Origin of the sequence: Catellatospora vulcania, from assembly GCF_009720385.1 — a bacterium.
Lineage (GTDB): Bacteria > Actinomycetota > Actinomycetes > Mycobacteriales > Micromonosporaceae > Catellatospora > Catellatospora vulcania.
The window spans coordinates 55,958-78,750 of the sequence record NZ_ML769302.1; the positions used below are offsets into that span (position 1 = coordinate 55,958).

General features: G+C 71.8%; 22 protein-coding genes. 8 read left to right on the forward strand and 14 right to left on the reverse strand.

The annotated features are described in order from the left end of the window. Positions 1–81 precede the first annotated feature (81 nt). Genes F6W97_RS04540 through F6W97_RS04555 form a run of 4 tightly spaced genes read right to left on the reverse strand, consistent with a single transcriptional unit; the run spans position 82 to position 3,818 of the window. A complete protein-coding gene (locus F6W97_RS04540; protein WP_155368889.1) occupies positions 82–2,286 on the reverse strand; it encodes a heavy metal translocating P-type ATPase in 2,205 nt (734 codons plus the stop codon). 14 nt (positions 2,287–2,300) lie between these two features. Further along, positions 2,301–3,287: a hypothetical protein gene (locus tag F6W97_RS04545; RefSeq protein WP_230686415.1), complete on the reverse strand. Its 987-nt coding sequence runs from the start codon at positions 3,285–3,287 to the stop codon at positions 2,301–2,303. Then, positions 3,280–3,498 carry a heavy-metal-associated domain-containing protein gene (locus F6W97_RS04550; RefSeq protein ID WP_155368890.1) on the reverse strand — a complete coding sequence of 73 codons (219 nt, stop codon included), beginning with the start codon at positions 3,496–3,498 and terminating at the stop codon, positions 3,280–3,282. The genes F6W97_RS04545 and F6W97_RS04550 overlap by 8 nt, the downstream gene beginning before the upstream one ends. 17 nt (positions 3,499–3,515) lie before the next feature. Then, positions 3,516–3,818, reverse strand: a complete 303-nt coding sequence (locus tag F6W97_RS04555) for a metal-sensitive transcriptional regulator (RefSeq protein ID WP_155368891.1) — start codon at positions 3,816–3,818, stop codon at positions 3,516–3,518. 138 nt (positions 3,819–3,956) lie between these two features. Between F6W97_RS04555 and F6W97_RS04560 the strand changes: the two genes are divergently transcribed. Further along, complete coding sequence (locus F6W97_RS04560; RefSeq protein WP_196278978.1) at positions 3,957–4,919, forward strand: C40 family peptidase; 963 nt, start codon at positions 3,957–3,959, stop codon at positions 4,917–4,919. Positions 4,920–5,029: 110 nt separating this feature from the next. Here F6W97_RS04560 and F6W97_RS04565 read toward each other — a convergent pair whose 3' ends face one another. The 7 genes from F6W97_RS04565 to F6W97_RS04595 all read right to left on the reverse strand — a co-directional run bounded on the left by F6W97_RS04565 (position 5,030) and on the right by F6W97_RS04595 (position 11,992). Beyond that, positions 5,030–6,091, reverse strand: coding sequence for a branched-chain amino acid ABC transporter permease (locus tag F6W97_RS04565; RefSeq protein WP_155368893.1), 1,062 nt, complete (start codon positions 6,089–6,091; stop codon positions 5,030–5,032). Further along, the gene (locus F6W97_RS04570; RefSeq protein ID WP_155368894.1) at positions 6,088–6,978 is read right to left on the reverse strand and encodes a branched-chain amino acid ABC transporter permease; all 891 of its coding nucleotides are present in this window, start codon (positions 6,976–6,978) and stop codon (positions 6,088–6,090) included. The genes F6W97_RS04565 and F6W97_RS04570 overlap by 4 nt, the downstream gene beginning before the upstream one ends. Beyond that, complete coding sequence (locus F6W97_RS04575; protein ID WP_155369512.1) at positions 6,978–7,688, reverse strand: ABC transporter ATP-binding protein; 711 nt, start codon at positions 7,686–7,688, stop codon at positions 6,978–6,980. The genes F6W97_RS04570 and F6W97_RS04575 overlap by 1 nt, the downstream gene beginning before the upstream one ends. Positions 7,689–7,783: 95 nt before the next feature. Then, the gene (locus F6W97_RS04580; RefSeq protein WP_155368895.1) at positions 7,784–8,527 is read right to left on the reverse strand and encodes an ABC transporter ATP-binding protein; all 744 of its coding nucleotides are present in this window, start codon (positions 8,525–8,527) and stop codon (positions 7,784–7,786) included. Positions 8,528–8,620: 93 nt separating this feature from the next. Next, positions 8,621–9,763, reverse strand: a complete 1,143-nt coding sequence (locus F6W97_RS04585) for a substrate-binding domain-containing protein (protein ID WP_155369513.1) — start codon at positions 9,761–9,763, stop codon at positions 8,621–8,623. A 252-nt stretch (positions 9,764–10,015) separates the two neighbouring features. Beyond that, positions 10,016–11,056, reverse strand: a complete 1,041-nt coding sequence (locus tag F6W97_RS04590) for a coiled-coil domain-containing protein (RefSeq protein ID WP_155368896.1) — start codon at positions 11,054–11,056, stop codon at positions 10,016–10,018. A gap of 141 nt (positions 11,057–11,197) precedes the next feature. Further along, positions 11,198–11,992, reverse strand: a complete 795-nt coding sequence (locus F6W97_RS04595) for an inositol monophosphatase family protein (RefSeq protein ID WP_155368897.1) — start codon at positions 11,990–11,992, stop codon at positions 11,198–11,200. Positions 11,993–12,056: 64 nt separating this feature from the next. Here F6W97_RS04595 and F6W97_RS04600 point away from each other — a divergent pair, with 64 nt between their 5' ends. Together F6W97_RS04600 and F6W97_RS04605 are read left to right on the forward strand one after the other, a co-directional pair. Further along, entirely contained in the window at positions 12,057–12,365 is a 309-nt protein-coding gene (locus F6W97_RS04600; protein WP_155368898.1) for a hypothetical protein, read from the forward strand. 125 nt (positions 12,366–12,490) lie between these two features. Next, the gene (locus F6W97_RS04605; RefSeq protein ID WP_155368899.1) at positions 12,491–13,027 is read left to right on the forward strand and encodes an acyltransferase; all 537 of its coding nucleotides are present in this window, start codon (positions 12,491–12,493) and stop codon (positions 13,025–13,027) included. A 179-nt stretch (positions 13,028–13,206) separates the two neighbouring features. On the opposite strand, the gene F6W97_RS04610 is transcribed toward F6W97_RS04605, so the two are convergent. Continuing rightward, entirely contained in the window at positions 13,207–13,803 is a 597-nt protein-coding gene (locus F6W97_RS04610; protein WP_155368900.1) for a TetR/AcrR family transcriptional regulator, read from the reverse strand. A gap of 153 nt (positions 13,804–13,956) precedes the next feature. Between F6W97_RS04610 and F6W97_RS04615 the strand changes: the two genes are divergently transcribed. The 5 genes from F6W97_RS04615 to F6W97_RS04635 all read left to right on the forward strand — a co-directional run bounded on the left by F6W97_RS04615 (position 13,957) and on the right by F6W97_RS04635 (position 19,579). Continuing rightward, a complete protein-coding gene (locus tag F6W97_RS04615) occupies positions 13,957–14,856 on the forward strand; it encodes an ABC transporter permease (RefSeq protein ID WP_155368901.1) in 900 nt (299 codons plus the stop codon). After that, complete coding sequence (locus F6W97_RS04620; protein ID WP_155368902.1) at positions 14,849–15,616, forward strand: ABC transporter ATP-binding protein; 768 nt, start codon at positions 14,849–14,851, stop codon at positions 15,614–15,616. Before F6W97_RS04615 ends, F6W97_RS04620 begins: the two co-directional genes overlap by 8 nt. A gap of 88 nt (positions 15,617–15,704) precedes the next feature. Beyond that, the gene (locus F6W97_RS04625; RefSeq protein WP_155369514.1) at positions 15,705–16,796 is read left to right on the forward strand and encodes a DegT/DnrJ/EryC1/StrS family aminotransferase; all 1,092 of its coding nucleotides are present in this window, start codon (positions 15,705–15,707) and stop codon (positions 16,794–16,796) included. Further along, a complete protein-coding gene (locus F6W97_RS04630) occupies positions 16,793–17,806 on the forward strand; it encodes a Gfo/Idh/MocA family protein (protein WP_269059665.1) in 1,014 nt (337 codons plus the stop codon). Before F6W97_RS04625 ends, F6W97_RS04630 begins: the two co-directional genes overlap by 4 nt. Positions 17,807–18,019: 213 nt before the next feature. Further along, the gene (locus F6W97_RS04635) at positions 18,020–19,579 is read left to right on the forward strand and encodes a glycosyltransferase family 4 protein (protein WP_155369516.1); all 1,560 of its coding nucleotides are present in this window, start codon (positions 18,020–18,022) and stop codon (positions 19,577–19,579) included. Positions 19,580–19,701: 122 nt separating this feature from the next. Here the strand turns inward: F6W97_RS04635 and F6W97_RS04640 are convergent, their stop codons facing one another. Both F6W97_RS04640 and F6W97_RS04645 read right to left on the reverse strand, forming a co-directional pair. Continuing rightward, positions 19,702–21,303 (reverse strand): hypothetical protein, encoded by a 1,602-nt coding sequence (locus F6W97_RS04640; RefSeq protein WP_155368903.1) that lies wholly within the window; start codon positions 21,301–21,303, stop codon positions 19,702–19,704. An 11-nt stretch (positions 21,304–21,314) separates the two neighbouring features. Further along, positions 21,315–22,724 (reverse strand): glycosyltransferase family protein, encoded by a 1,410-nt coding sequence (locus F6W97_RS04645; RefSeq protein WP_230686417.1) that lies wholly within the window; start codon positions 22,722–22,724, stop codon positions 21,315–21,317. Positions 22,725–22,793: the final 69 nt, after the last annotated feature.

Genomic DNA, 22,793 nt, shown 5'->3' on the forward strand with positions numbered 1-22,793 from the left:
CGACCGGCGGTCTGTTGCGTGAAAGGGCAGGTTCACGCTCCCGGCGGCGGATGCGGATCCGGTGCCACCCAGCGTGACGGATCACCGGAAACGGAACAGGCGGAGCGAATTCGTCACGACGAAGATGCTGCTCAGCGCCATCGCGGCGGCGGCCAGCACCGGCGTGACCAGGCCCGCCGCGGCCAGCGGCAGCGCCGCCACGTTGTAGGCGAACGCCCAGAACAGGTTGCCCTTGATCGTGCGCAGGGTGGCCCGGGACAGCCGGATCGCGTCCGCCGCGACGGTCAGGTCGCCGCGCACCAGCGTCAGGTCGGCCGCCTCGATCGCGGCGTCGGTGCCGGTGCCCATGGCCAGGCCGAGGTCGGCGGCGGCCAGCGCGGCCGCGTCGTTCACCCCGTCGCCCACCATCGCCACCGTGTGCCCCTGCTCCTGCAGCTTTCGCACGGCGTCGACCTTGCCGGCCGGGAGCACCCCGGCGATGACCTCGTCGATGCCGACCTCGGCCGCCACCGCCCGCGCAGGGCCTGCGGCGTCGCCGGTCAGCAGCACCGGACGCAGCCCGAGCCGCTTGAACTCGGCCACCGCCGCCACCGAGCCGGGCTTGACCGTGTCCGCCACGACCAGCCACCCGGCGAACTCGCCGTCCAGCGCCACCGCTACCGCGGTCCGCTCCCCGTCGGCCGCGCCCGCCGGGTCGAGGGCCACGCCCTGCTCGGCGAGCATGGACGCGCGGCCGACCAGCACCTTGCGGCCGTCGACGAGGCCCTGCGCGCCGAGGCCGGGCAGGGACTGGAAGTCGCGCACCGCGGCGGGGGCGATGCCGCGGGCGGCGGCCCCGTGCACCACGGCGCGGGCGATCGGGTGCTCGGACGCGTGCTCCACCGCGGCGGCGTACCGCAGCAGGTCCTGCTCTTCGATCCCGGCGGCCGGGTGCGTGCCGACCAGCGCCATCACGCCGGTGGTGACCGTGCCCGTCTTGTCGAGCACGATCGTGTCGACCCGGCGGGTCGATTCGAGCACCTCGGGGCCCTTGATCAGGATGCCGAGCTGGGCGCCCCGGCCGGTGCCCACCAGCAGCGCGGTCGGCGTGGCCAGGCCCAGCGCGCACGGGCAGGCGACGATCAGCACCGCCACGGCGGCGGTGACCGCGGCCGAGGTGACCCCGCCGTCGTACGCCGTCCAGAACGCGAACGTGCCTACCGACAGCGCGATCACCACGGGGACGAACACGCTGGAGATCCGGTCGGCCAGCCGCTGCACGGGGGCCTTGCCCGACTGGGCCTCGGTGACCAGCTTCGCCATCTGCGCGAGCTGGGTGTCCGCGCCGATCCGGGTCGCCCGCACGACGAGGCGGCCGCCCGCGTTGACGGTCGCGCCGACCACCGCGTCGCCGACGCCGACCTCGACCGGCATGCTCTCGCCGGTGAGCAGGGCGGTGTCCACGGCGCTGGCGCCCTCGACGATCACGCCGTCGGTGGCGATCTTCTCGCCGGGGCGCACCACGAACAGGTCGCCGACCGCGAGCCGGTCCACCGGGACCCGCTGCTCGACGCCGTTGCGCAGCACCACCGCGTCCTTGGCGCCGAGGTCCAGCAGGGCGCGCAGGGCCGAGCCGGCCCGGCGCTTGGCGCGGTGCTCGAACCACCGTCCGGCCAGCAGGAACGTGGTCAGCGTGGTGGTCACCTCCAGGTAGAGGTGCATGCCGGGGTCGTCACCGCGGGCGGCCAGCCAGGCCAGCGACATGGTCATGCCGGGCATGCCCGCGCCGCCGAAGAACAGCGCCCAGGCGCTCCAGCCGTACGACACCAGCACGCCGAGGCTGATCAGCGTGTCCATGGTGGCCGCGCCGTGGCGCGCATTGAGCGCGGCGGCCCGGTGGAACGGCCAGGCGCCCCACACCGCAACCGGGCTGGCCAGCGTGAACGCCAGCCACTGCCAGTTGGTGAACTGCAGCGCCGGGATCATGCTGAGCAGCACCACGGGCAGCGTCAGCAGGCCGCTGATCAGCAGCCGCTGGCCGAGCGGGTCCGGCTCCGGCCGGGCGGCCTCGTCGGCGGGGACGGCCTGCGGCAGCGCGGCGGTGTACCCGGTGGCCGCCACGACCTTGATCAGGTCGTCGACGGAGACCGTCTCCGGGTACGTCACGTGCGCGGTCTCGGTGGCGAAGTTGACGGTGGCGGTGACGCCGTCCACCCGGTTCAGCTTCTTCTCCACCCGGCCGGCGCAGGTGGCGCAGGTCATCCCGCCGATCTCCAGCTCGATGACGTTCGCCTGCCGCAGGTCCATGACCCCGTGTCCCCCTACTTCACTTCGAGCGTGAACTGGGCGGTGCGCACCTTGCCGCCCACCGAGTAGTCGAAGAACATCCGGTAGCGCCCCGGGCTCGGGGCGGCCAGCCAGAACTTCACGCCGCCGTTGACCAGCGCGGGCTCCGGGTGCACGTGCACGTACGCCAGGTCCAGCTCGCGCAGCACCACCAGGTGCCCGAACGAGCCGAGGTACGGCTCCAGCGCGGCGGTCGCGCCGCCCTGCTTCACGGTGAACAGCATCGGCTGGCTGGCCCCGATGACCGGGGTGCCCTCGTACCCGACGGTCTGGCCGTCGAGCGCGGCCTCGCGGGCCGCCGCGGGCAGCGGCTGCGGGCGGTAGTCGCCGGCCACGGTCAGGTCGGCGCCCAGCGCGATCGCGGTCTGCGTGCCACCCGCGCTGATCGCGGTGAAGTCGGCGTACGCCCGCCACGAACCCGGCGTGGCCAGGTCGGCCTGCACGGTCCAGGTGCCGTCGGCGGCCATGGTCGGGTGCAGGTGCTGGTAGCCGGTCATGTCCCGGCGCACGACAACCAGGTGCAGCGGCTTGGAGTGCACGACCGCGAAGTTCGTCACGGCCTTGCCGTCAGCCCCGTTGACGGTGAACTTGAGCTGCTGCGAGCCGGGGGCTGCGAACACCGTCGCCGCCGGGGCCAGCGTGTAGCCGCCGCTGCTCACCGCCAGGCCGCCGACCTCGGAGCCGGCACTGGCACCCGGGGCGTGCACGTGCGCGCCGCCCATGCCCATGGCGTCCGTCGAGGCCGCCGGGGCCCCGGTCGTCGCCCCCTGGGTCGGGCTCTGCGCCGGGCCGAGCACCTTGCCGAGGGTGAATCCCGCGACCAGCGCCACGATGAGCCCGCCGACGAACATGCCGAGCTTGGTCCCCGCCGGGTCGCCGGATCTGCCGGCGGCCTGCGCGCGGACCGTCTCGGCCTGCACCGGGACCTGGGCTTCGACCTGGGTCGCCTGCTGCTCAGGCATCGACGCCGGCCAGCTGGTAACCCGCCTCGTCGACCGCGTTGCGCACCTCGTCGAGCGGCAGCACGGAATCGCTGACGACCGCGGCGTTGCCCGCGGCGAGGTCGACCTCGACCTCCTTCACGCCGGGCAGCGCGGTCAGCTCCCGGGTCACCGCGCTGACGCAGTGCCCACAGGTCATGCCGGTGATCTGGTATGTCGTCCGAACGGACATCGCGGTCTCCCTACGACCTATGACCGGACCAGGCGAGCGATCGCCTCGGTGGCTTCCTTGACTTTGGCGGTGGGATCGCCCTGCCGGGCGGCGTCCACCACGCAGTGGTTGAGGTGGCCCTCCAGCAGACCGAGCGCCACCGCCTGCAGCGCACGGGTGGCGGCCGAGATCTGCGTGAGGACGTCGACGCAGTAAGTGTCCTGCTCGACCATCCGCTGCAGCCCGCGGACCTGCCCCTCGACCCGCTTCAGTCGCGCGAGCAGCGCCTGCTTGTCGTCGTCGTGGGCGTAACTGACCGGGGTCTTCTCCGTGCTCTCCACGATTTCACCATACCCCCTGGGGGTACCCCCGCCAACCTTCGCGGAGTGTCGCCGAACACGCCGATCTGACCGATGCTGCACCGATCATGCACTTTTGTCGTTATAGACCACGTGTCGAACTCCGCCACGCGGCGCCTCGTGTTATGGGCCGGCGCGACGCTCATCGCGTCGACCGTGCTCATGTCGGGCGCCGCGCACGCCGAACCGTCGAGCGCCGAGCTCGACCGCCAGATCCGTGCCAAGTCCGACCAGCTTGAGGTGGTCGTGGAGAGATACCACGACCTGCGCGACGACCTCAAGACGACGGCGGCGCAGACCGGGGTCCTGCAGCGCCAGATCGACCCGTTGAAGGAGCAGATCACTTCCCGCCGCGGCGCCGTCGGGCGGCTGGCGGCCGCCGGGTACCGGTCCAGCCGGTCCATGTCACTGTCGCTGCTGCTCGACGCGGGCACCACCCGCGACATCGTCGACCGGCTGCTGCTGATGAAGTCGTTCACCCAGCACCAGCAGCGCGAGATCGACGAGCTGGCGCTCACCTCGGAGCGGTACGCCACCGCCCGGCGCACCCTGGACGCGCTGATCGACCAGCAGAAGAATCAGCAGAAGCAGCTCAGCCGCCAGCAGACCACGATCGAGTCCGCGATCAAGGAACTCAAGGCGCTACGCCTCAAGGCGTACGGCCCGACCGGCCGGGTGGCGCGCGTCGAGGACAAGGCGAAGCCGCCCGTGCCACGGCTGGCCGGAGCGGGCGAGAAGGTCCTGAAGTACGCGCTGGCGCAGATCGGCAAGGACTACAAGTGGGCCGGGGAGGGTCCGGGTGGCTTCGACTGCTCGGGGCTGGTCGCCGCCACGTTCCGCACGATCGGCATCCAGCTGCCGCACAGCTCCGGCCGGCAGCAGCAGCGCGCCCGCACCATCTCCCGCGGCCAGCTCGTCCCCGGCGACCTGATCTTCTTCTACCGCGACGTCCACCACGTAGGCATCTACCTGGGCGGCAACAAGATGGTCCACGCCCCCCAATACGGCGAGCGCGTCCGCGTGGACCCCATCGACTCCCTCCCCATCAACAGCTTCGGCCGCGTCGTCCTCTCCACCCACTGACCCCGCCCCCACCCCACCCTCTGCCGCAACTCTTAAAGACTTGCGGCCTCAGACGGGTGCCGAGGCCGCAAGTCTTTAAGAGTTGCGGCAGGTGGGGGTGGGGGTGGGGGTCAGGGGCGAGGGGCGGGGGTGACGGAGCGGCGGAGGGCGGTGAGGCGGGTGCCGAGGCCGGCGAGGCCGCCGGGGAAGAAGTAGACGGCCAGGATGAAGATGGTGCCCAGCACGAACAGGGGCTGGGACAGGGGGCCGGCCAGCACGCCGGGCAGCGAGTCGACCGCGCCGGACGAGCCGAGGTCGGTCAGCCGGTGGTCCAGGTAGGTGAACAGCACCCCGCCCAGCACCGGGCCGAACCGGGTGCCGGGACCGCCGAGCACCACCATCACCAGCAGGGTGAGCGTCAGGTCCGACGACGCGACGTGCGGCGAGGCGCCGGCCGCGAGCAGCAGGTACACCACGCCGCCGAGCGCGGCCAGCGAGCTGGACAGGGTGAACGAGACCAGCTTGAAGCGGTACGGGTCCAGCCCCAGCACCCCGATGCGCCGCTCGTCGTCGCGCAGGCCCGCGAACACCCGCCCGGTCGGCGACTGCGCCACCCGGTGCAGCACGACCACGACCAGGGTGAGGTACGCCAGCGCGAGCCAGTACAGGTTGACCGTGTTGACGACGCCGACCAGCGCGTCGGGCAGCCCGGAGGCGTCCAGCGACAGGCCCTCCTCGCCACCGGTCAGGCCGCCCGGGTCCCGGGCCACCAGGATCGCGCCGACCTGGCCGAACGCGAGGGTGACCATGGAGAACGCGATGCCGTGCACGCGCAGCGCGACCGCGCCCAGGGCCGTCGCGACGGTGGTCGCGAACAGCACCGCCAGCAGCGCGGCCAGTGGCAGCGGGTAGCCGTACTTGGTGATGAGGATGTCGGTGCCGTAGACGCCGAGCGCGAAGTAGAGCGCGTGCCCGAACGAGAGCAGGCCGGTGCGCCCGAACAGCAGGTCGTAGCCGGCCGCTAGGCCGCCGAAGACCAGGCACAGCGCCAGCACCTGCAGCGCCCCGGGCGAGTTGATCGGCCCGTCGAACAGCCCGGGGATCGTGATCCCGCTGTACGGCAGCACGGCCAGCAGCACGAAGGCCGCCACCGGCCAGTACCGCTTGAACAGTGCGGACGGGGTCGTGGTCATGCGGTCGCCGCCTTTCCGGCCAGGCCCGCGGGACGCCACAGCAGCACGACGGCCAGCAGCGCGACCACGCAGATGTCTCCGGCGCCCGAGGTGCCGTAGTAGTTGACGAACTGCTGGAGCAGGCCCACCGCGACCGCGGCGACCGCCGAGCCGGACACCGAGCCCATGCCGCCGATCACGACGACGATGAACGCGAAGATCAGCAGGGATGCGCCGCTGGTCGGCGAGACGCTGCCGAAGTACACCCCGGACAGCGCGCCCGCGAGCGCCGCGGCCGCCCCGCCGATGGCGAACACCAGAGTGAAGGCCTTGCGCACGTCGATGCCGAGCGCGGTCACCATCTCCCGGTTCTCCACCCCTGCCCGGATGATCAGGCCGTACCGGGTCCAGCGCAGGAAGGCCAGCAGCAGGCCGAGCACCACCACCGCGGCGACGATCAACAGCAGCCGGTCCAGTGGCACCCGGGCGCCGGCCAGGGTGACGACGTCCTGGGTCCAGGACGGGCGCGGGAACGGGCGCGGGTCCGCGCCGAACCCGGCCTGCAGCGCGGCCACCCCGGCCAGCGACAGGCCGACGGTCACCAGCACCTGCTCGATGGTGCGCGAGTAGAGCGGCCGGATCATGACCAGTTCCACCAGCGCGGCGACCACGGTCCCGGCCACCACGCCGAAGGCGACGGCGAGCACGAAGCCCCACCCGTCGGGGCCCGCGCCGGGCAGGTTGCCCGCGGCCCACCAGGTGGCGTACGCGCCGACGGACAGGAACAGCCCGTGCGCGAAGTTGAGCACGTCGGCCAGCCCGAACACGAGCGACAGGCCCGACGCGACGAGGAAGTACAGCGCCGCCAGGCCGAGCCCGGTGACGGTCATCAGGACGATCGTCGACATCAGTGCCCCCCGGCAGCGTTGACGGCCAGCAGAGACTTGGTGAGCGCGGGGTCGGCCAGCAACTGCTCGCCCGGCCCGGTCCAGGCGACCTGACCCGCGGCGATGACGACGGCGTCGCCGGCGAGCCTGCGTACGACGGCGAGGTTCTGCTCGACGAGCAGCACCGGCACCGCCTGCGCGGCCCGTTCCAGGGCCTCGGCCACCTCGGTGACCACCTTGGGCGCGAGGCCCTTGGTCGGTTCGTCGATCAGCAGCAGCCGGTTGGGGTTGAGCAGCACCCGGCCCAGCGACAGCATCTGCTGCTGCCCGCCGGACAGCGAGCCCGCCCGCTGCCTGGCCCGCTTGGACAGCTCGGGGAACAGGCCGAAGACGAGGTCGTAGTCGGGGGTGTCGGTGCGCTCCGCCAGCCGCAGGTTCTCCGCGACGGTCAACCCGGCGAACACGTTCCGGTCCTCGGGCACGTAGCCCAGACCCCCCTTGACCAGCGCGTGGGTGGGCCTGCCGAGGATCTGCTCGCCGCCCAGCCGGACCGACCCGGTGGCAGACCCGTTGCGCGGGGTCAGCCCCAGGATCGCGCGCAACGTGGTCGACTTGCCCACCCCGTTGCGGCCCAGCAGCACGGTCACGCCCGAGGCCGCGACCTCGAACGACACCCCCTGCAGGATGTGCAGCCCGGCGATGCGCACCGACAGGTTCTCGACCTGCAGCAGTGCCGCCGCGCCCGGCGCGGACGTCGACTCGTCGGCGGTGGTCGTCGCGCTGCCGGGACTCGCCGGATGGGGCTCGCCGGTTCGCTCGTCGGCCTTCACAGTCCCTCCCCCAGGTATGCCTCCTGCACGGTGGCGTTGGCCATCACCGCGTCGGGGGTGTCGCAGGCCAGCAGCGCACCGTGGTGCATGACGGCGATGCGGTCGGCCAGTTCCAGGATCACGTCCATGTGGTGCTCCACCATGAGCACGCTGCGACCGCTGTGGGCGGTCAGGTCCCTGATCACCTCGACCAGCTCGGGCACGTCCTCGGCGGACACCCCGGCCATCGGCTCGTCGAGCAGCAGCACCGACGGGTCGCCCGCCAGCAGCAGCGCGATCTCCAGCTTGCGCTTCTCGCCGTGGGCGAGCGTGCCGGCCACTGCCTCGCCGCGTGCGTCGAGCCCGACCGTGGCCAGGCACTCGTCGGCCAGCTGCGCGACCTCGCGATACGTGGCGGCACGCCGCCACAGGGCCATCGAGCCGCCGCGGTGCGCCTGCACGGCGAGCCGGACGTTCTCGCGTACCGACAGGCTGCCGAAGACCGATGAGGACTGGAAGGTGCGGCCCAGGCCGCGCTGCGCCCGGCGGTGCGGGGCCAGCGCGGTGATGTCCGCGCCGTGCAGCAGCACCTTGCCGGAGGTGACCGCGCGCAGGCCCGAGATGAGGTTGAACAGCGAGGTCTTGCCGGCCCCGTTCGGGCCGATCACGCCGAGGAACTCGCCGGCGTGCAGCTGCAGTGATACGCCGTCGACGATGGCGACCTCACCGATGCGCCAGGTCAGCGCGTCCGTGGCGAGCACGGCAGGGGCTTCTGGGGAGCCGAGGCTCCGGCCGGGCCGCTGGTGCGGCGCGGACGGAGCCTCGGTGAGACCCGTGGTGGGGTGGTCCACAGGTCAGGGCTTCATCGCTACGGCGGGCGGGGTGACGTCTTCCGGCGCCAGCTCCTTGACCAGCTGCGGCTTGGCGGCCGGGCCGGTACCCACGAGCTTGACCTGGAACATCGGCTGGATCATGGCGTGGTCCTCCTTGCGGATGGTCATCTTGCCCTTGACCCCGTCGAAGCTCCAGCCCTCCAGCGCGGTGACCATCTTCTCGACGTCGTCGCCGCCCTCGGTGATCGCCCGCACCACCATCTGCGCGGCGTTGAAACCGTCCGGGCTGAACAGGTCGAGCCCGCCGGTGATCTTCGCACCGGCCGCCTTGGCTGCGTCGTTGCTGGTCGCGCCGTCGAAGTAGTGCGACAGGAAGGAGATCTTCTCGCCGGCCGCGCCGAACACCGGGTACGACGCCTTCTGGTCCAGGCCGGTCACCACGGTGGTGCTGCTGAGCACGCCCTGCTGGTCCAGCGCGCCCCACATGGCGGTGGCGGTGGTCCCCGCCCAGGCCACGAAGAGCAGGTCCGGCTTGGCGGTGCTGACCTGGCTGGCGAACGGGGTGAAGTCGGTCGCGCTGGCCGGGACCAGGATCGCCGAGACCTTCGCGCCGGCCCCGCCGATGACCGCGGTCACCGCGGCCTCGTTGGCCTTGCCGAACGCGCTGTCCTGGGCGAAGACGACGACCTTCTTGTCCTTGGCGTCGCCGATGAACGACTTCGCGGCGAGCACGTCCTGGTACGACTGGCGGCCGGAGCGGAACGTGTAGCGGTTCACGCCGGTGATGCCGTCGGTGGCGGCCGGGCCGGAGATGAACAGCGTCTTGTCCTGTGCGGCGACCGGGGCCACCTGCAGCGCCACACCGGACGAGGCCGACCCGGCGAGGATCTTGACGCCCTTGCCGATCAGGTCCTTCGCCGCGGAGACCGCCTTGGCCGGGTCGCCGGCGTCGTCGGCCTCCAGCAGCTCGACGGTCCGGCCGTTGACCTTGTTGGTGCCGTTGGTGGCCTGGGCCAGCCCGGCCTTGAAGCCGTCGATGTACTGCTTGCCGTAGCTGGCCAGGGCACCGGACTGGGAGTACACCAGGCCTACCTTGACCGGCCCGTCGCCGCCGTTGCCCTGCGCGGCCTCCTGCGGGCTGCTGCAACCGGCGGCGGCCAGCATGGCAGCGGCGACCGTCGAGGCGACGAACACGCGCCGGGACAAACCGGCATTATCTGCAAAGCTGTGCAGTCTGCTGCGCTCGCTCACTGCATCTCCTCGTTGAGTGATCTGCTGATGCCGAGAGGTCGCTCTTGTTAATGCGGTGTTGCCGGAGCGAGTCACCTCGGGGTCGCGGACCACGCTAGAGAGACACCTCACAGGCGGCCATGTGGGCCGGACCCACAACGACCGCCGAGGCGATGTAGCGCGCAGCTAGAGGATGGACAGATGGACGTGGTTGGTGTGGTCGCCGGCCGGGTCGTCGCCACAGGTGCCACCCGCGGCCCGGTACGTCTTCCAGCCCGATCCGGCCAGCCAGATCTTGCAGCGCCAGATCACGTACATGACGCCGAGCCTGCTCGCGTTCTTCACGAAGAACGAGGCCAGCTTGTCACCGTAGAGCCGGTTCGCGCCCATGGACGAGAAGTTCTTGAATCCGTCCGGCTCAGAGGAGAAGTCGCAGGCCCGGCCCTTCGGATGCTCGTACATGTCGCCGGAGCGGTAGCAGGAGACGTAGTGGTGGAACCACCGCTGGGCCTGCTGCAGCGCGTGCAGGGTGCGCGGGGTGATGCAGCCGTTGGCCGGGGTCGGGTCGTCGACGGTGCAGCCCTGCGACGGCCAGCTGCCGTCGGAGTTGCGCTTGGCCGCGGTGGCGGTCGGCGCGTACGGGTCGACCCAGCCGTTGGTGGCGTACCCGCCGACGGCCGACAGCGCCCGCTCGGTCGCCGCGCGCAGCTTCGACATCTCCGCGAGCTGCTTGTTCTGCTCGCGCACCCGAGCGTCGATCTCCGCCTTGGTGCTGTCGATCTCCTTACGGGAGGCGACCAGCTCGCTGATGCGGGCCTCGTCGCGCGCCGTCATCTTCTCGAACGCGGCGGAGCGGGCCAGGAAGTCGTCCGGCGAGTTGGCGTTCAGCATGACGCCGATGACGCCCAGCCGACCGGCCTTGTAGGCCTCGGCGGCGTACTTCTGCACCCCGGTCTTGGCACGCAGGTAGCGGTTCTCCGCCAGGACCAGCGACTTGTTGAGCGCCGTCTGCTCCGTCTTGGCCTTGGTGAGCAGGCCCTCGGCCTCCAGGTACTGACCGGCCGCGCTCTCCAGGGTCTGGCGCAGCTTGGCCACCTTGGTCGAGGAGATCTCGTTGGGCTCGGCCAGCGCGGCGGTGGGGAACGCGGTCACCAGGAACGCTGCCGCCACGGCGACGGCGATGGCCGGCACGAAACGACGCCTAGGGCGGCGCACCGTCAGGGTCACGGACGTGGTCCTTCCGTCTCACGCCGCGAAGGGAAGGAGCTGGGGGTGCGCGCGGCGGCGGCCGCCACGGGTGTCGGGGGCACCCGCAGACGTGCGGCCGCGACGCAGATTACCGCAGCGCCGCGCCGACAGGAAAGTTGTTCATGCCAGCAACACGCTGCGTACCAGCCCAAACACCGCATCGTCACGGCACACGACGAGCCCGTTGCGCGGGTGCACCGGGTCGTAGTCCGCGCCGTCGAAGTGCCGGACCACCCCGCCCGCCTCGCGCATCAGCAGCGCACCCGGCGCGTGGTCCCACGGCTTGGCCCGCCAGAACAGCGCGAAGTGCCGCGTCTCGCGCAGCAGTTCGGGATACTCCCGGGCCGCGCAGCGCAGGCCGGGGATCGCCTCGGAGAGGTTCGGCAGCCGGGACTCCATCTGCTCGCGCAGCTCCGGCGGCAGGTACTTGGTCATCACCGCGCCGCGCAGCTGGTCCGCGCGGATCGGGGTGTGGTCCGGCACCATCCGGACGCCGTCGACATAGGAGCCGGAACCCGCCTCGGCCGCGGCGACCGTCCCGGGGACCGGCTCGTAGATCACCGCGAGCACCGGCACGCCTCCGCGCATCAGTGCGACCATCATGCCGAACGGTTCCTTGCCCGCGGCGAAGTTGCCGGTGCCGTCGATGGGGTCGATCAGCCATACCGCGCCGTCGTCGTCCAGCCGGGTGAGCACTTCCGGGTCGGCCGCGACGGCCTCCTCGCCGACCACCAGCGAGCCCGGCAGCAGCGCCGCGAGCCGCGCGGTCAGCATGACCTCGGCCTCCCGGTCGGCGATCGTGACGAGGTCGCCGGGGCTCTTCTCGACGATCTCCCCGTCGGCCAGGTTGCGGAACCTCGGCAGGACCACCGCCTCCGCGGTCTCCCGGAGAATCTCCACAATCCGGTCAATCATCGCCACTCCCCGATGCCGAAGGGTTTATGATCGCCTAATGTTCGCACGGAGGACGAGTCGGCTCATGGCCACCGCAGCGCTGATGGCCGCTCTCACGGGCGGGGCCCTGGCCGGTTGCAGCGGCGAGGGCGCCACCAGCACCTGCAGCTCGACCGGTTGCACGATCACCTTCGAGCGCAACGTCACCAACGCCAAGATCTCGATCCTGGGCATCGAGGTGCAGCTCGTCAGCGCGAACAACGACTCGGTCACCCTGAAGGTGGCCGGCCAGGAGGTCACCGTGCAGCGCGGCGACGGCGTCCAGGTCGGCGACTTCTCCGTGAAGGTCACCTCGATCACCGACAGCCAGGTCGTGGTGGAGGTCACCCGCTGACCTGCGCGCGGGCCGGTGACCCCGGCCCGGCACGGCCGCCCGCCGGGGCTAATCTGGTCCGCGTCCGGCTGCCCCGAGCAGCCCAAACCCGGCGCGGAGCGCCCCGGACCACCGGTGGTCGACAGATGACTGGCAACTCCTCCACTCCCTCCGTGTTCGTGCACCCCAGTGCCGACGTCGAGGAAGGCGCCCAGGTCGGCGCCGGCAGCAAGATCTGGCACCTGGCCCACGTGCGCAACACGGCGACGATCGGGGCCGGCTGCGTGATCGGCCGCAACGTGTACGTCGACTCGAACGTGGTGATCGGCGACCTCGTGAAGATCCAGAACAACGTCTCGGTCTACCAGGGCGTCACCGTGGAGGACGAGGTCTTCGTCGGCCCGTGTGTGGTCTTCACCAACGACCTGCGGCCGCGGGCGCAGAACCCGGACTGGCAGATCACCCCGACGCTGATCAAGCGGGGCGCCTCGCTGGGCGCGAACGCCACCATCGTCTGCGGGACCGTCATCGGCGAGCGCGCCATGATCGCGGCCGGCTCCGTGGTGACCAAGGACGTGGCTCCGAACCAGCTCGTCGCCGGCAACCCGGCCCGCCACCTCGGATGGGTCGACGAGAAGGGCAACGTCATCTCCCGCGAGGCCGAACGCCCCGAGGGCCTCTGACCACGCTCGGCCAGGCCCGGCTCGCCGTGGCCCGCCTGTCGCGGACCCGAACGCACCAAGATCGCTCGACTTGCCCGGCACCTGTGCAAAAGCATGCTCAAGATACGCACAGGTGCCCGGCAAGCCGGATGATCAAGGCGGCGCGAGGCGCGCCCACAGCACGCGGCGCGGCGGGCGGGTCAGGCGGAGAGGGCGGCGATCACCGCGGTGACCAGGCGGGGGACGTAGTCGGGGGGCAGCGGGTCGCGGTTGACCGTCAGGCGCCAGTAGATCGGGCCGACGATCAGGTCGACGGCGAGGTCGGGGTCGGCGCCCTCGGGCAGCTCGCCCCGCTCGATCGCGCGCCCGACCAGCAGCGACCCGATCTCGTGCTGGTTGGCGCGCAGCGCCTGCTGCAGCGTCTGGGCGATCTCCGGGTTGCGGGCCGCCTCGGCCAGCAGGTCGGGGATGATCTGCGAGGCCAGCGGGTGGCGCAGCGCGATCGTGAGGATCTGCAGGAAGACGGTCAGGTCGCCGGACAACGTGCCGGTGTCGGGCAGCGGCAGCTTGCGGCCGGCCACTCCCGCCACGATCTCCAGCACCATCGCGAGCTTCGAGCCCCAGCGGCGGTACACGGCGGTCTTGGCCACACCGGCGCGGCGGGCCACCGCCTCGATCGAGAGCCGCCCGTAGCCCACGGCGGCAAGCTCCTCCACCACCGCGGCCTGAATCGCCTCGGTGATGTCACCTCTCAGCACCGCGGCCCCCGCGGGGACACGCCTACTCTCTGCCAGCACGTGCCTACGATAGCGCAGCGACGCAACGGTTGCGTCGCGACGTTGCCGGGGACTAACATCACCAGTACGTCGCTACGGTGGCGTTCCATCCTTGGAGTCGGCTACCGTGTGTCACCGCCACTCATCCCCAGCTCGGAGATCGGAGCCCGTACCATGGCTGAAGCTGTGGTGACAGAGCCTTATCCCGCCCTCGCACCGGACCAGCTCGCCGCCCGGCATGGGCTCCGCGTTGCGGGCGAGCGGCCGGGCCTGGTCGAGTACGCCCGCAGGATCTGGGCCTACCGTCACTTCATCGTCGCCTTTGCGAACGCCCGCAACGTCGCGACCCTGACGACCGCCCGGCTCGGCCAGCTCTGGCACGTGCTCACCCCACTGACCAACGCCGCGGTCTACTACCTGATCTTCGGCGTCATCCTGGGCACCCGGCACAACATCGACAACTTCGTCGGCTACCTGTGCGCGGGCATCTTCATCTTCGGATACACCACGCAGGTGGCCTCGGCAGGCACCGGCATCATCTCGGGCAACCTGAACATGATCCGGGCGCTGCAGTTCCCCCGGGCCAGCCTGCCGCTGTCGGTGACGCTCACGCAGCTCAACCAGCTGCTGGCGGCGATGGCCGTGCTGATCGGCATCGTGCTGGTCACCGGCGAGCCGATCACCTTCGCCTGGCTGACCCTGGTGCCGCTGCTCTTCCTGCAGACGGTGTTCAACGCCGGCCTGGCCATGCTGCTCGCCCGGCTCGGCTCGAAGATCACCGACCTCAAGCAGATCATCCCGTTCGTGCTGCGGACCTGGCTCTACGGCTCGGGCGTGTTCTACAGCCTGGCCAACGTCATGGACCACATGCCGACCTGGGCGGCGACGCTGCTCAAGCTCAACCCGATGCTGATCTTCATCGAGCTGGCCCGTGAGGCGCTGCTCGCCGGCCCGAACGAGTCGGGCATGACCACGACCTACATGTGGACCACCGCGACCGTCTGGGCCCTGGTCATGGGCATCTGCGGTTTCCTCTACTTCTGGCGCGGCGAGAAGGAGTACGGACGTGGCTGAGAAGAAGCCCACCGTCGTCGTCGACAACGTGCACATCGTGTACCGCATCCACGGCGCAGGCTCGAAGGACAACTCCCCGCTGGGCGCGATGCGCCGGATCGTGTCGCGCAAGAAGTCGCCGACCGTACGCGAGGTGCACGCGGTCAAGGGCGTCAGCTTCACCGCGTACGAGGGTGAGGCCATCGGCCTGATCGGCAGCAACGGCTCCGGCAAGTCCACGCTGCTGCGGGCGGTCGCGGGTGTCATCCCGTCCACCCGGGGCGCGATCTACACCCAGGGCCAGCCCTCCCTGCTCGGCGTCAACGCCGCCCTGATGAACGACCTGTCGGGCGAGCGCAACGTGGTGCTCGGCTGCCTGGCCATGGGCATGGACCGCGAAGAGGTCAAGCGGCGCACCCCGGAGATCATCGAGTTCTCGGGCATCAACGAGCGCGGCGACTTCAGCTCGCTGCCGATGCGCACGTACTCCTCCGGCATGTCGGCCCGCCTGCGGTTCTCCATCGCCGCGGCCAAGCAGCACGAGGTGCTGCTCATCGACGAGGCACTGGCCACCGGTGACGCGAAGTTCCGCAAGCGCAGTGAGGACCGGGTCCGCGAGCTGCGGGCCTCGGCGGGCACCGTGTTCCTGGTCAGCCACTCGCTGAGCTCGGTGCGCGACACCTGCGAGCGGTCGATCTGGCTCGAATCGGGTGTGATCCGTATGGACGGCCCGACCGAGGAGGTTCTCACCGCGTATGAGGAATTCACCGGCGCCAAATGACGCCCACCAGCGCAGATAGACTCGAACGCGCCATCGGCACCGACCCGGTGAGCGGCACGGAAATGAGGAGGACCCCTTGAACGACGAGATGATCCCCCCGGCACGCCCGGTCATCGGTGAAGCGGAGATCGAAGCCGCGGTGCGCGTGCTGCGTAGCGGCATGGTCGTGCAGGGCCCGGAGGTCAAGGGCTTCGAAGAGGACTTCTCGACCCTGGTCGACGGCCGGCACTGCGTGGCCGTGAACTCGGGCACCTCGGCACTCCACCTCGCCCTGATGGCGATGGGCGTCGGCCCCGGCGACGAGGTCATCGTCCCGTCCTTCTCCTTCGCGGCCAGCGCGAACGTGGTGCGGCTGGTCGGCGCGGAGCCGGTCTTCGCCGACATCGAGGCGGGCAGCTTCTGCCTCGACCCGGACGCCGTCGCCGCCGCGATCACCCCGCGCACCGTGGCGATCATGCCGGTGCACCTGTACGGCCACCCCGCCGCGATGGACCGGATCATGGCGCTCGCGCAGCGCCACGGCCTGGCCGTCCTGGAGGACGCCTGCCAGGCGCACGGTGCTGCGCTCAACGGCACCCCGGTCGGCGCGTTCGGCGTGGCGGGCACGTTCAGCTTCTACCCGACGAAGAACATGCACTCGCTCGAAGGCGGCATGATCACGACCGCGGACGCGGAGTTCGCCCGCACCCTGCGGCTGCTGCGCAACCAGGGCATGGAGCAGCGCTACGCCAACGAGATCGTCGGCGCGAACGTGCGGCTCACCGACGTCGCCGCGGCCATCGGCCGGGAGCAGTTCAAGCAGCTGCCGGAGTGGACCGAGCAGCGCCGCGCGAACGCCAAGTTCCTCGACTCCCGGATCACCGCCCTGGTGACCCCGCCGGTCGCGGACAACGCCAAGCACGTCTACCACCAGTACACGGTGCGCGTGCCCGGCGGCGCCCGGGACGCGGTGCAGCAGGCGCTGACCGCCAAGGGCATCGGCAACGCGGTGTACTACCCGACGCCGATCCACCGCCTCAAGCCGTTCCTCACCGAGGACGGCAAGGTCAAGGACTGGCACCTGCCGGAGACCGAGAAGGCCGCCGCCGAGGTGCTGTCGCTGCCGATCTTCCCGCAGCTCACCCCGGCCCAGCTGGAGCGCATCGCCGACGCCGCGAACAGTGTGGCGGGTCTGCTGTGAGCACCGAACGCAAGCTGCGCGCCGGACTGATCGGCCTGGGCGCGATGGGCCGCAACCACGCCCGCGTGCTGTCCGGTCTGGGCGGCGTCGAGCTGGTCGCGGTCGTCGACCCGATGGGCGACACCACCGGCACGCTGCGCGTCCCCGTGGTCAACACGGTCTCCGAGCTGATCGCCCTGGGCATCGACTACGCCGTGGTCGCCTGCCCGACGGCGCTGCACGAGGAGGTCGGCCTGGAGCTGGCCGCCAACGGTGTCTCGGCGCTGATCGAGAAGCCGCTGGCCTCGACGCTGGACGCGGCCCGCCGCCTGGTCGACGCGTTCGAGCAGGCCGGGCTGGTCGCGGGTGTCGGGCACATCGAGCGGTACAACCCGGCGCTGCAGAACCTGCGGTCCCGCCTGGAGGCGGGCGAGCTGGGCGAGGTCTTCCAGGTGGTCACCCGCCGGCAGGGCCCGTTCCCGCACCGCATCGCCGATGTCGGCGTGGTCATGGACCTCGCCACCCACGACATCGACCTGACCAGCTGGGTCACCGGGCAGGCGTACACCTCGGTGTCGGCGCACACGGTGTTCCGCAGCGGCCGCCCGCACGAGGACATGGTCGCCGCGGTGGGCCAGCTCGCCGACGGTTCCATGGTCAACCACCTGGTGAACTGGCTCAGCCCGCTCAAGGAGCGGTCCACGGTCATCACCGGCGAGAAGGGCTGCTTCGTCGCGGACACGCTGACCGCCGACCTGACCTTCTACGCCAACGGTGCGATCAACACCGAGTGGGAGGCGCTGCGGTCCTTCCGCGGCGTCGCCGAGGGTGACATGGTCCGCTACGCCATCCCGAAGCGGGAGCCGCTGCTCGTCGAGCACGAGCGCTTCCGCGACGCGGTGGAGGGCAAGGCCAGCGACATCGTGACGCTGCGGCAGGGTCTGCGTACGGTCGAGGTCGCCGCGGCGGTGCTGCGGTCGGCCGCCGAGCGCAGCACGATCCGCATCGACGCCCCCGCCGAGCAGCACTGACGCACGGCACGTGAACCACCCGCAGGCCGGACTCCGCAAGGTGTCCGGCCTGCGGTCTTACCGGCCCTCCGGCAGCCGATCTTGGCCATGCCGGGCGGCCTTCCCCTCGGGTATGGTGGCTCGGCGGCCGAGCGCCGGGCGGTGTGAACGAAGCGGAGTGGATCACACGTGAGTGTTGAGCGGACCGACGGCACGTCCCGCGGACGCGTCGTGATGCTGGTGGACAACGGCGTCGTCGGCGACTCCCGGGTGCAGAAGAGCGCCCGCTCGGCCGCGGCGGCCGGCTGGGAGGTCATCCTGGTCGGCATCTCCGGCGACAGCGAGCCGCACAGCTGGCAGATCGGGCAGGCCGAGGTCCGGCTGGTCCCGGTCCACTACGCGCTGAGCTCGCCGTACGGCCGCCTGCGTTACGCCCGCTGGCGGCGCCCCCTGGCCTACGCCCCGGGCGAGCAGGCCGGTTACCGGGTGCAGCTGAAGAAGGGCCGCAAGGCCGACGTCGTCGCCCGCCTCGCCCAGCTCAAGGCCCGCCGCAGCGCCGGGAAGGGCCGTCCGGCGGACGCGCTCGCCGGCCTCGGCCTGCGGCTGGCGAACGTGACCGCGTCCATCGGCCTCACCTGGACTCGTCTCCGGGCCGGTCAGCTCACCCGGGTGCGCCAGGCCAACCAGAAGAACTCGCTGCTCAACCGCGTTCAGATCGCGTTCTGGCGGAAGGTGCTGGGCAGCCGCAGCTGGCGGCGGCTCGACCCCGGCCTGTGGGACTACGAGCTGGCCTTCGGGCCGGTGATCGACCAGCTGAACGCCGACATCATCCACGCCAACGACTTCCGCATGCTCGGCGTCGGGGTGCGTGCCACGGCCCGTGCCCGTGCCCGCGGGCGGCAGGTGAAGCTGGTCTGGGACGCGCACGAGTCGGTGTCCGGGGTCATGCCCCGGGCCGCCAACCCGCGCTGGCACCCCGCGCAGATCGACCACGTGCGCGAGTACGCGCCGTACGCCGACGCGGTGGTCACCGTGTCCCCCACGCTGTCGGCGATGCTGCGCGAGGAGCACAAGCTGCCGACGATGCCGTCGGTCGTGCTCAACGCCCCGGTCTGCGCGCCCGACGAGCACCAGCGCGGCAAGGCCGTGCCGGACCTGCGCGGGCTGTGCGGGATCGGCCCGGATGTGCCGCTGCTGGTCTACTGCGGCGGGGTCAACCCCCGCCGCGGCGTGGACACCATGATCGAGGCGCTGCCGCGCCTGCCCGGCGTGCACGTCGCGCTCGTCACGCTGCACCCCACCGGGGCCAACAAGGCCTCCCACGAGCTGGCCGCGCGGGCCGCCGCCGCGGGCGTCGGCGACCGGGTGCACCTGCTGCCCTACGTCGAGCACTGGCAGGTCGCGCCGTTCCTGGCCGCCGCGAACATCGGCGTGATCCCGCTGCACCACCAGCCCAACCACGAGATCGCGCTGATCACGAAATTCTTCGAGTACTCGCACGCCCGGCTGCCGATCGTGGTCAGCGACGTGCAGGCGATGGCGCAGACCGTACGCGAGACCGGCCAGGGCGAGGTCTTCACCGCGCTCGACCTCGACGGGTACGTCAGCGCGGTGCAGGCCGTGCTGGCCGACCCGGAGCGCTACCGGGCCGCGTACGACCGCCCGGGGCTGCTGCAGAACTGGACCTGGGAGGCCCAGGCGGACGTGCTCGACGGCGTCTACGCCGGGCTCATGCCGGGCCGTCCGGCCGCCCCCACGACCGCCCGCCGCGACCCGGCCGCCAGCCTGGCCTGATCAGACAAACAACGGAGGCCCGGACCGATGCGGTCCGGGCCTCTTCCGTGTATGTGAGTCGCGAGCTGTCTGTGATGGTGCGCCGGGCGTCGACCGTCCGCCGAACGATCCGGCGGGCGCTTTCAGGCGCGGTGGTCGAGCAGGATCGCGTCCAGGTCCTCCGCCGCGGTCGCGTCGCCGAGCACGTGGCGGCGCGGGCCGTCGGCGAGCTGCGGCAGCAGCGCGAGCAGCGACTTCTCGGCGGCCGGGCCGGACAGGGCCAGGTCGTCGACGCGGGTGAAGTCCATCAGGTGCGGCCACGCCGACAGCGTCTCGGCGCCGTGCAGCCGGATCACGACGCGGGTGTCCGCGGGGTCCAGCAGGCCGAGTGCCGCCGCGGCGGAGCCGCCGCCCTCCACCAGCACCACGTCCGCCCAGGACAGGTGCGGGCGCAGCAGGGCCTCCAGCTTGTTGCCGTACACCGAACCGCCGGTGACCAGGTGTTCGACGATCTGCTTGTCGCCCGGCCGGAACGGCGCGAACTCCTCCAGCGCGGCCAGGTCGACGGCCTGCACCTCGACGCGGCTGTCGCGCTCGTACCGCCGCAGCAGCTCCTCGTACGACTCGACGCCGCGCGCCTCGATCGCGTCGTCGGCGCGGTCAGCGAGCAGCAGCACACGCACCGGCCGACCGGCCGGGACCGGCGCGGCCTGCGCGGACCGGCCGCGCGGGGCGGTCAGCCGCTGCACCGACGTGCTCTGCCGCCAGGCGGCCAGGTATCCGGCCGGGTCGTCGGCCAGCGGCGTGGCCGGGCGGTCCCGGTGCAGCCTGCGGTCGAAGAGCACGGCCAGGGCGCGGTGCACCGCGGCCGCGGACTTGGTGAACTCGCGGCGCGGCAGGTGCGCGTCGGCGACCGCGAGGTTGGCCTGCATCGCGGCGGCCATGCCGGTCGTCGCACCGTAGCGGGCCTGCTCGGCGGCCTCCCGCAGCAGCAGGTCGGCCAGCACGTGCCGGTCCCGGATGCGGCGGCGGGCGCGCGCGGAGACCTTCGCCGCGGCGTCGGCCCGGCCGGCCTTGAGCATGTTGGCGTGCACGGTGAACGCCATGTGCCGGCGCACCGGGTCGGGGATGCGCGGCAGGGCGACCATGGCCCCCCAGAACCGCGCGCCCACCGAGGTGCGCATGACCGTCGGCGACAGCGTCGCACCGGCGGCGAAGGCCGCGCTGGTCAAAGCCGCCTGGCCGGCGTCCCGGACGGCGACGCCGCCCCACGCGGGCGCGGACGGCAGCAGCCCGCGGGCGGCCTGGTCAGGGTGGGACCGGTGGGCGGTGACCGCCTGCACGGACGCCTCGATGCCGTACACGGCGGCAGGGCGGCGGTGCCGCTGGGCCAGCTCCCAGATCGCGTACACGGCGAGGTGGTCCAGCGCGACCAGCACGTCGGCCTGGCGCGCGTACCGGCGTACCGCCGCGTTGCGGCGGGTGAGCAGCCAGACCTTGCGCGGGCCCGACGCCACTTCGAGGGCGCCGCGCAGCCACGCGTTGTACTCGCCGTCGGCGGAGGTCAGCGCGGTGCGGGTGGCGGGCGCGGTGTCGACGGTCAGCAGGGCCGGGTCGAAGTTGCAGGCCAGCATGACCTCGGCGCCCATCGCCCGGAGCTGGGCGAGCTTCGCGGCGAGGGCGGCCTGCTGCTTGGGGACCGTCCCGACGATGACGAGGACCCTCGTCGCGGCTCTGTCTGCCATGGACGTGCCTCTCAGTTCAGGACCTCGGCGGGCCCGAGCGCGGCGCTGCCGTCCGGGCGCTGGGCGGGCACGGGGCTGCTCAGTTCGGCGACGACCGGGGCGATCTGCGCGGGCCGGGTGAACCGGCCGGCGTGCTCCCGGGCGGCCTGCCTGACCTCGGCGGGGGCCTCGACGGCCAGCCGGGCCGCCGTGACGAAAGACTCCGCGAGGCGGCGCGGGTTGAGGCCGACAGCTCCGGTCCACAGCGGGTAGCCGTCCAGCACGGTGGCCGCATCGTGCTCGATCTCGTGGGCGGAGACGATGGGCAGGCCGGTGGCGACGAACTCGTACACCTTGCCGGAGGTGACGTAGCGCCCGCCGACCAGCATCAGCACCAGCGCGTCCCAGCTGCCGTAGGTGCCCGCGACGTCGGCCTTGGCGACGTTGCCGCCGAAGGTCACCCCGTCGGGCTGGGCCGCCTCCAGCAGCTCGATGTAGGGGTTGACGCCGCGCTGCTCGCCCGCGCCGATGTGCCCGCGCACCTCCAGGCGCGAGCGCGCCAGCAGCGGGTCCTGCTCGCGGGCCAGCCGCCAGCCGGTGAGCACCGCGTCGAGCACCGACGGCGGGAAGTTGACCGTGCCCAGGTAGCCGAAGACCAGGCCCTGCTCGGGGTCGGCGGTGCGGGTCGACGGGGCGGGCACGCTGTCGGCGTCGAAGCCGTTGCGGGCCACCCGGACCCGGTCCGCGATCGACGGGTAGCGCTCGCGGTAGAAGTCGGCGATCGGGTCGTTGACGCACCAGACCGCCCGCGCCTGCTCCAGGACCTGCTGCTCCCACTTGCCGGCCACGGAGTCGCGCTCGAACGCCTCGGTGCCGTCGATGACGTTGATCGACCAGCCGTCGCGGAAGTCGACGACGTAGGGCACCCGGTGCTCGGTCCACAGCCGCCAGGTCGGCGCGAGGTTGACGTACGGCGCGCAGGAGGTCATCAGCAGATCGGCGGGGTGCTCGCGGTGCACCCGCAGCACGCCTTCCTCCAGCGCGTCGCGCCAGCCGCCGAAGACGGACTCGGGGAAGCTCTCCTGCTGGCGGCGGCGCAGCGCGCTCAGCCAGCGCTGCGGCTCCAGCGCGCGCTGCCGGGAGAACCGGCGGATGTCGGTCTCCAGGTCCTCGCGCGCGATCGGCAATTCCACGATCCTGATGCGCGGGTCGACCCGCGCCGACAGGGTGTGGTCCAGCCCGAACTCGCGTTCCCACGATTCGTTGCTGATCGTGATGACCGTGACGTCCCAGCCGTGCGCGATGAACTGGTTCGCAGTCTCGCGCAGCCGGTAGGCGCTGCTCTTCGCCGCCGGAGGGAAGCCGATGGCGAGGTAGATGACGTGCGGCCGCACGCCGTCGTGCCCCGGCTTGCGCGGCCCGGCCAGCTCGCCTGCCTTCACGGGGGACTCCTTCTCAAGAACCGGTGACCGGCCGCCGGGCAAACCTGCCCCGGCGGCCGTCGTCGCCTT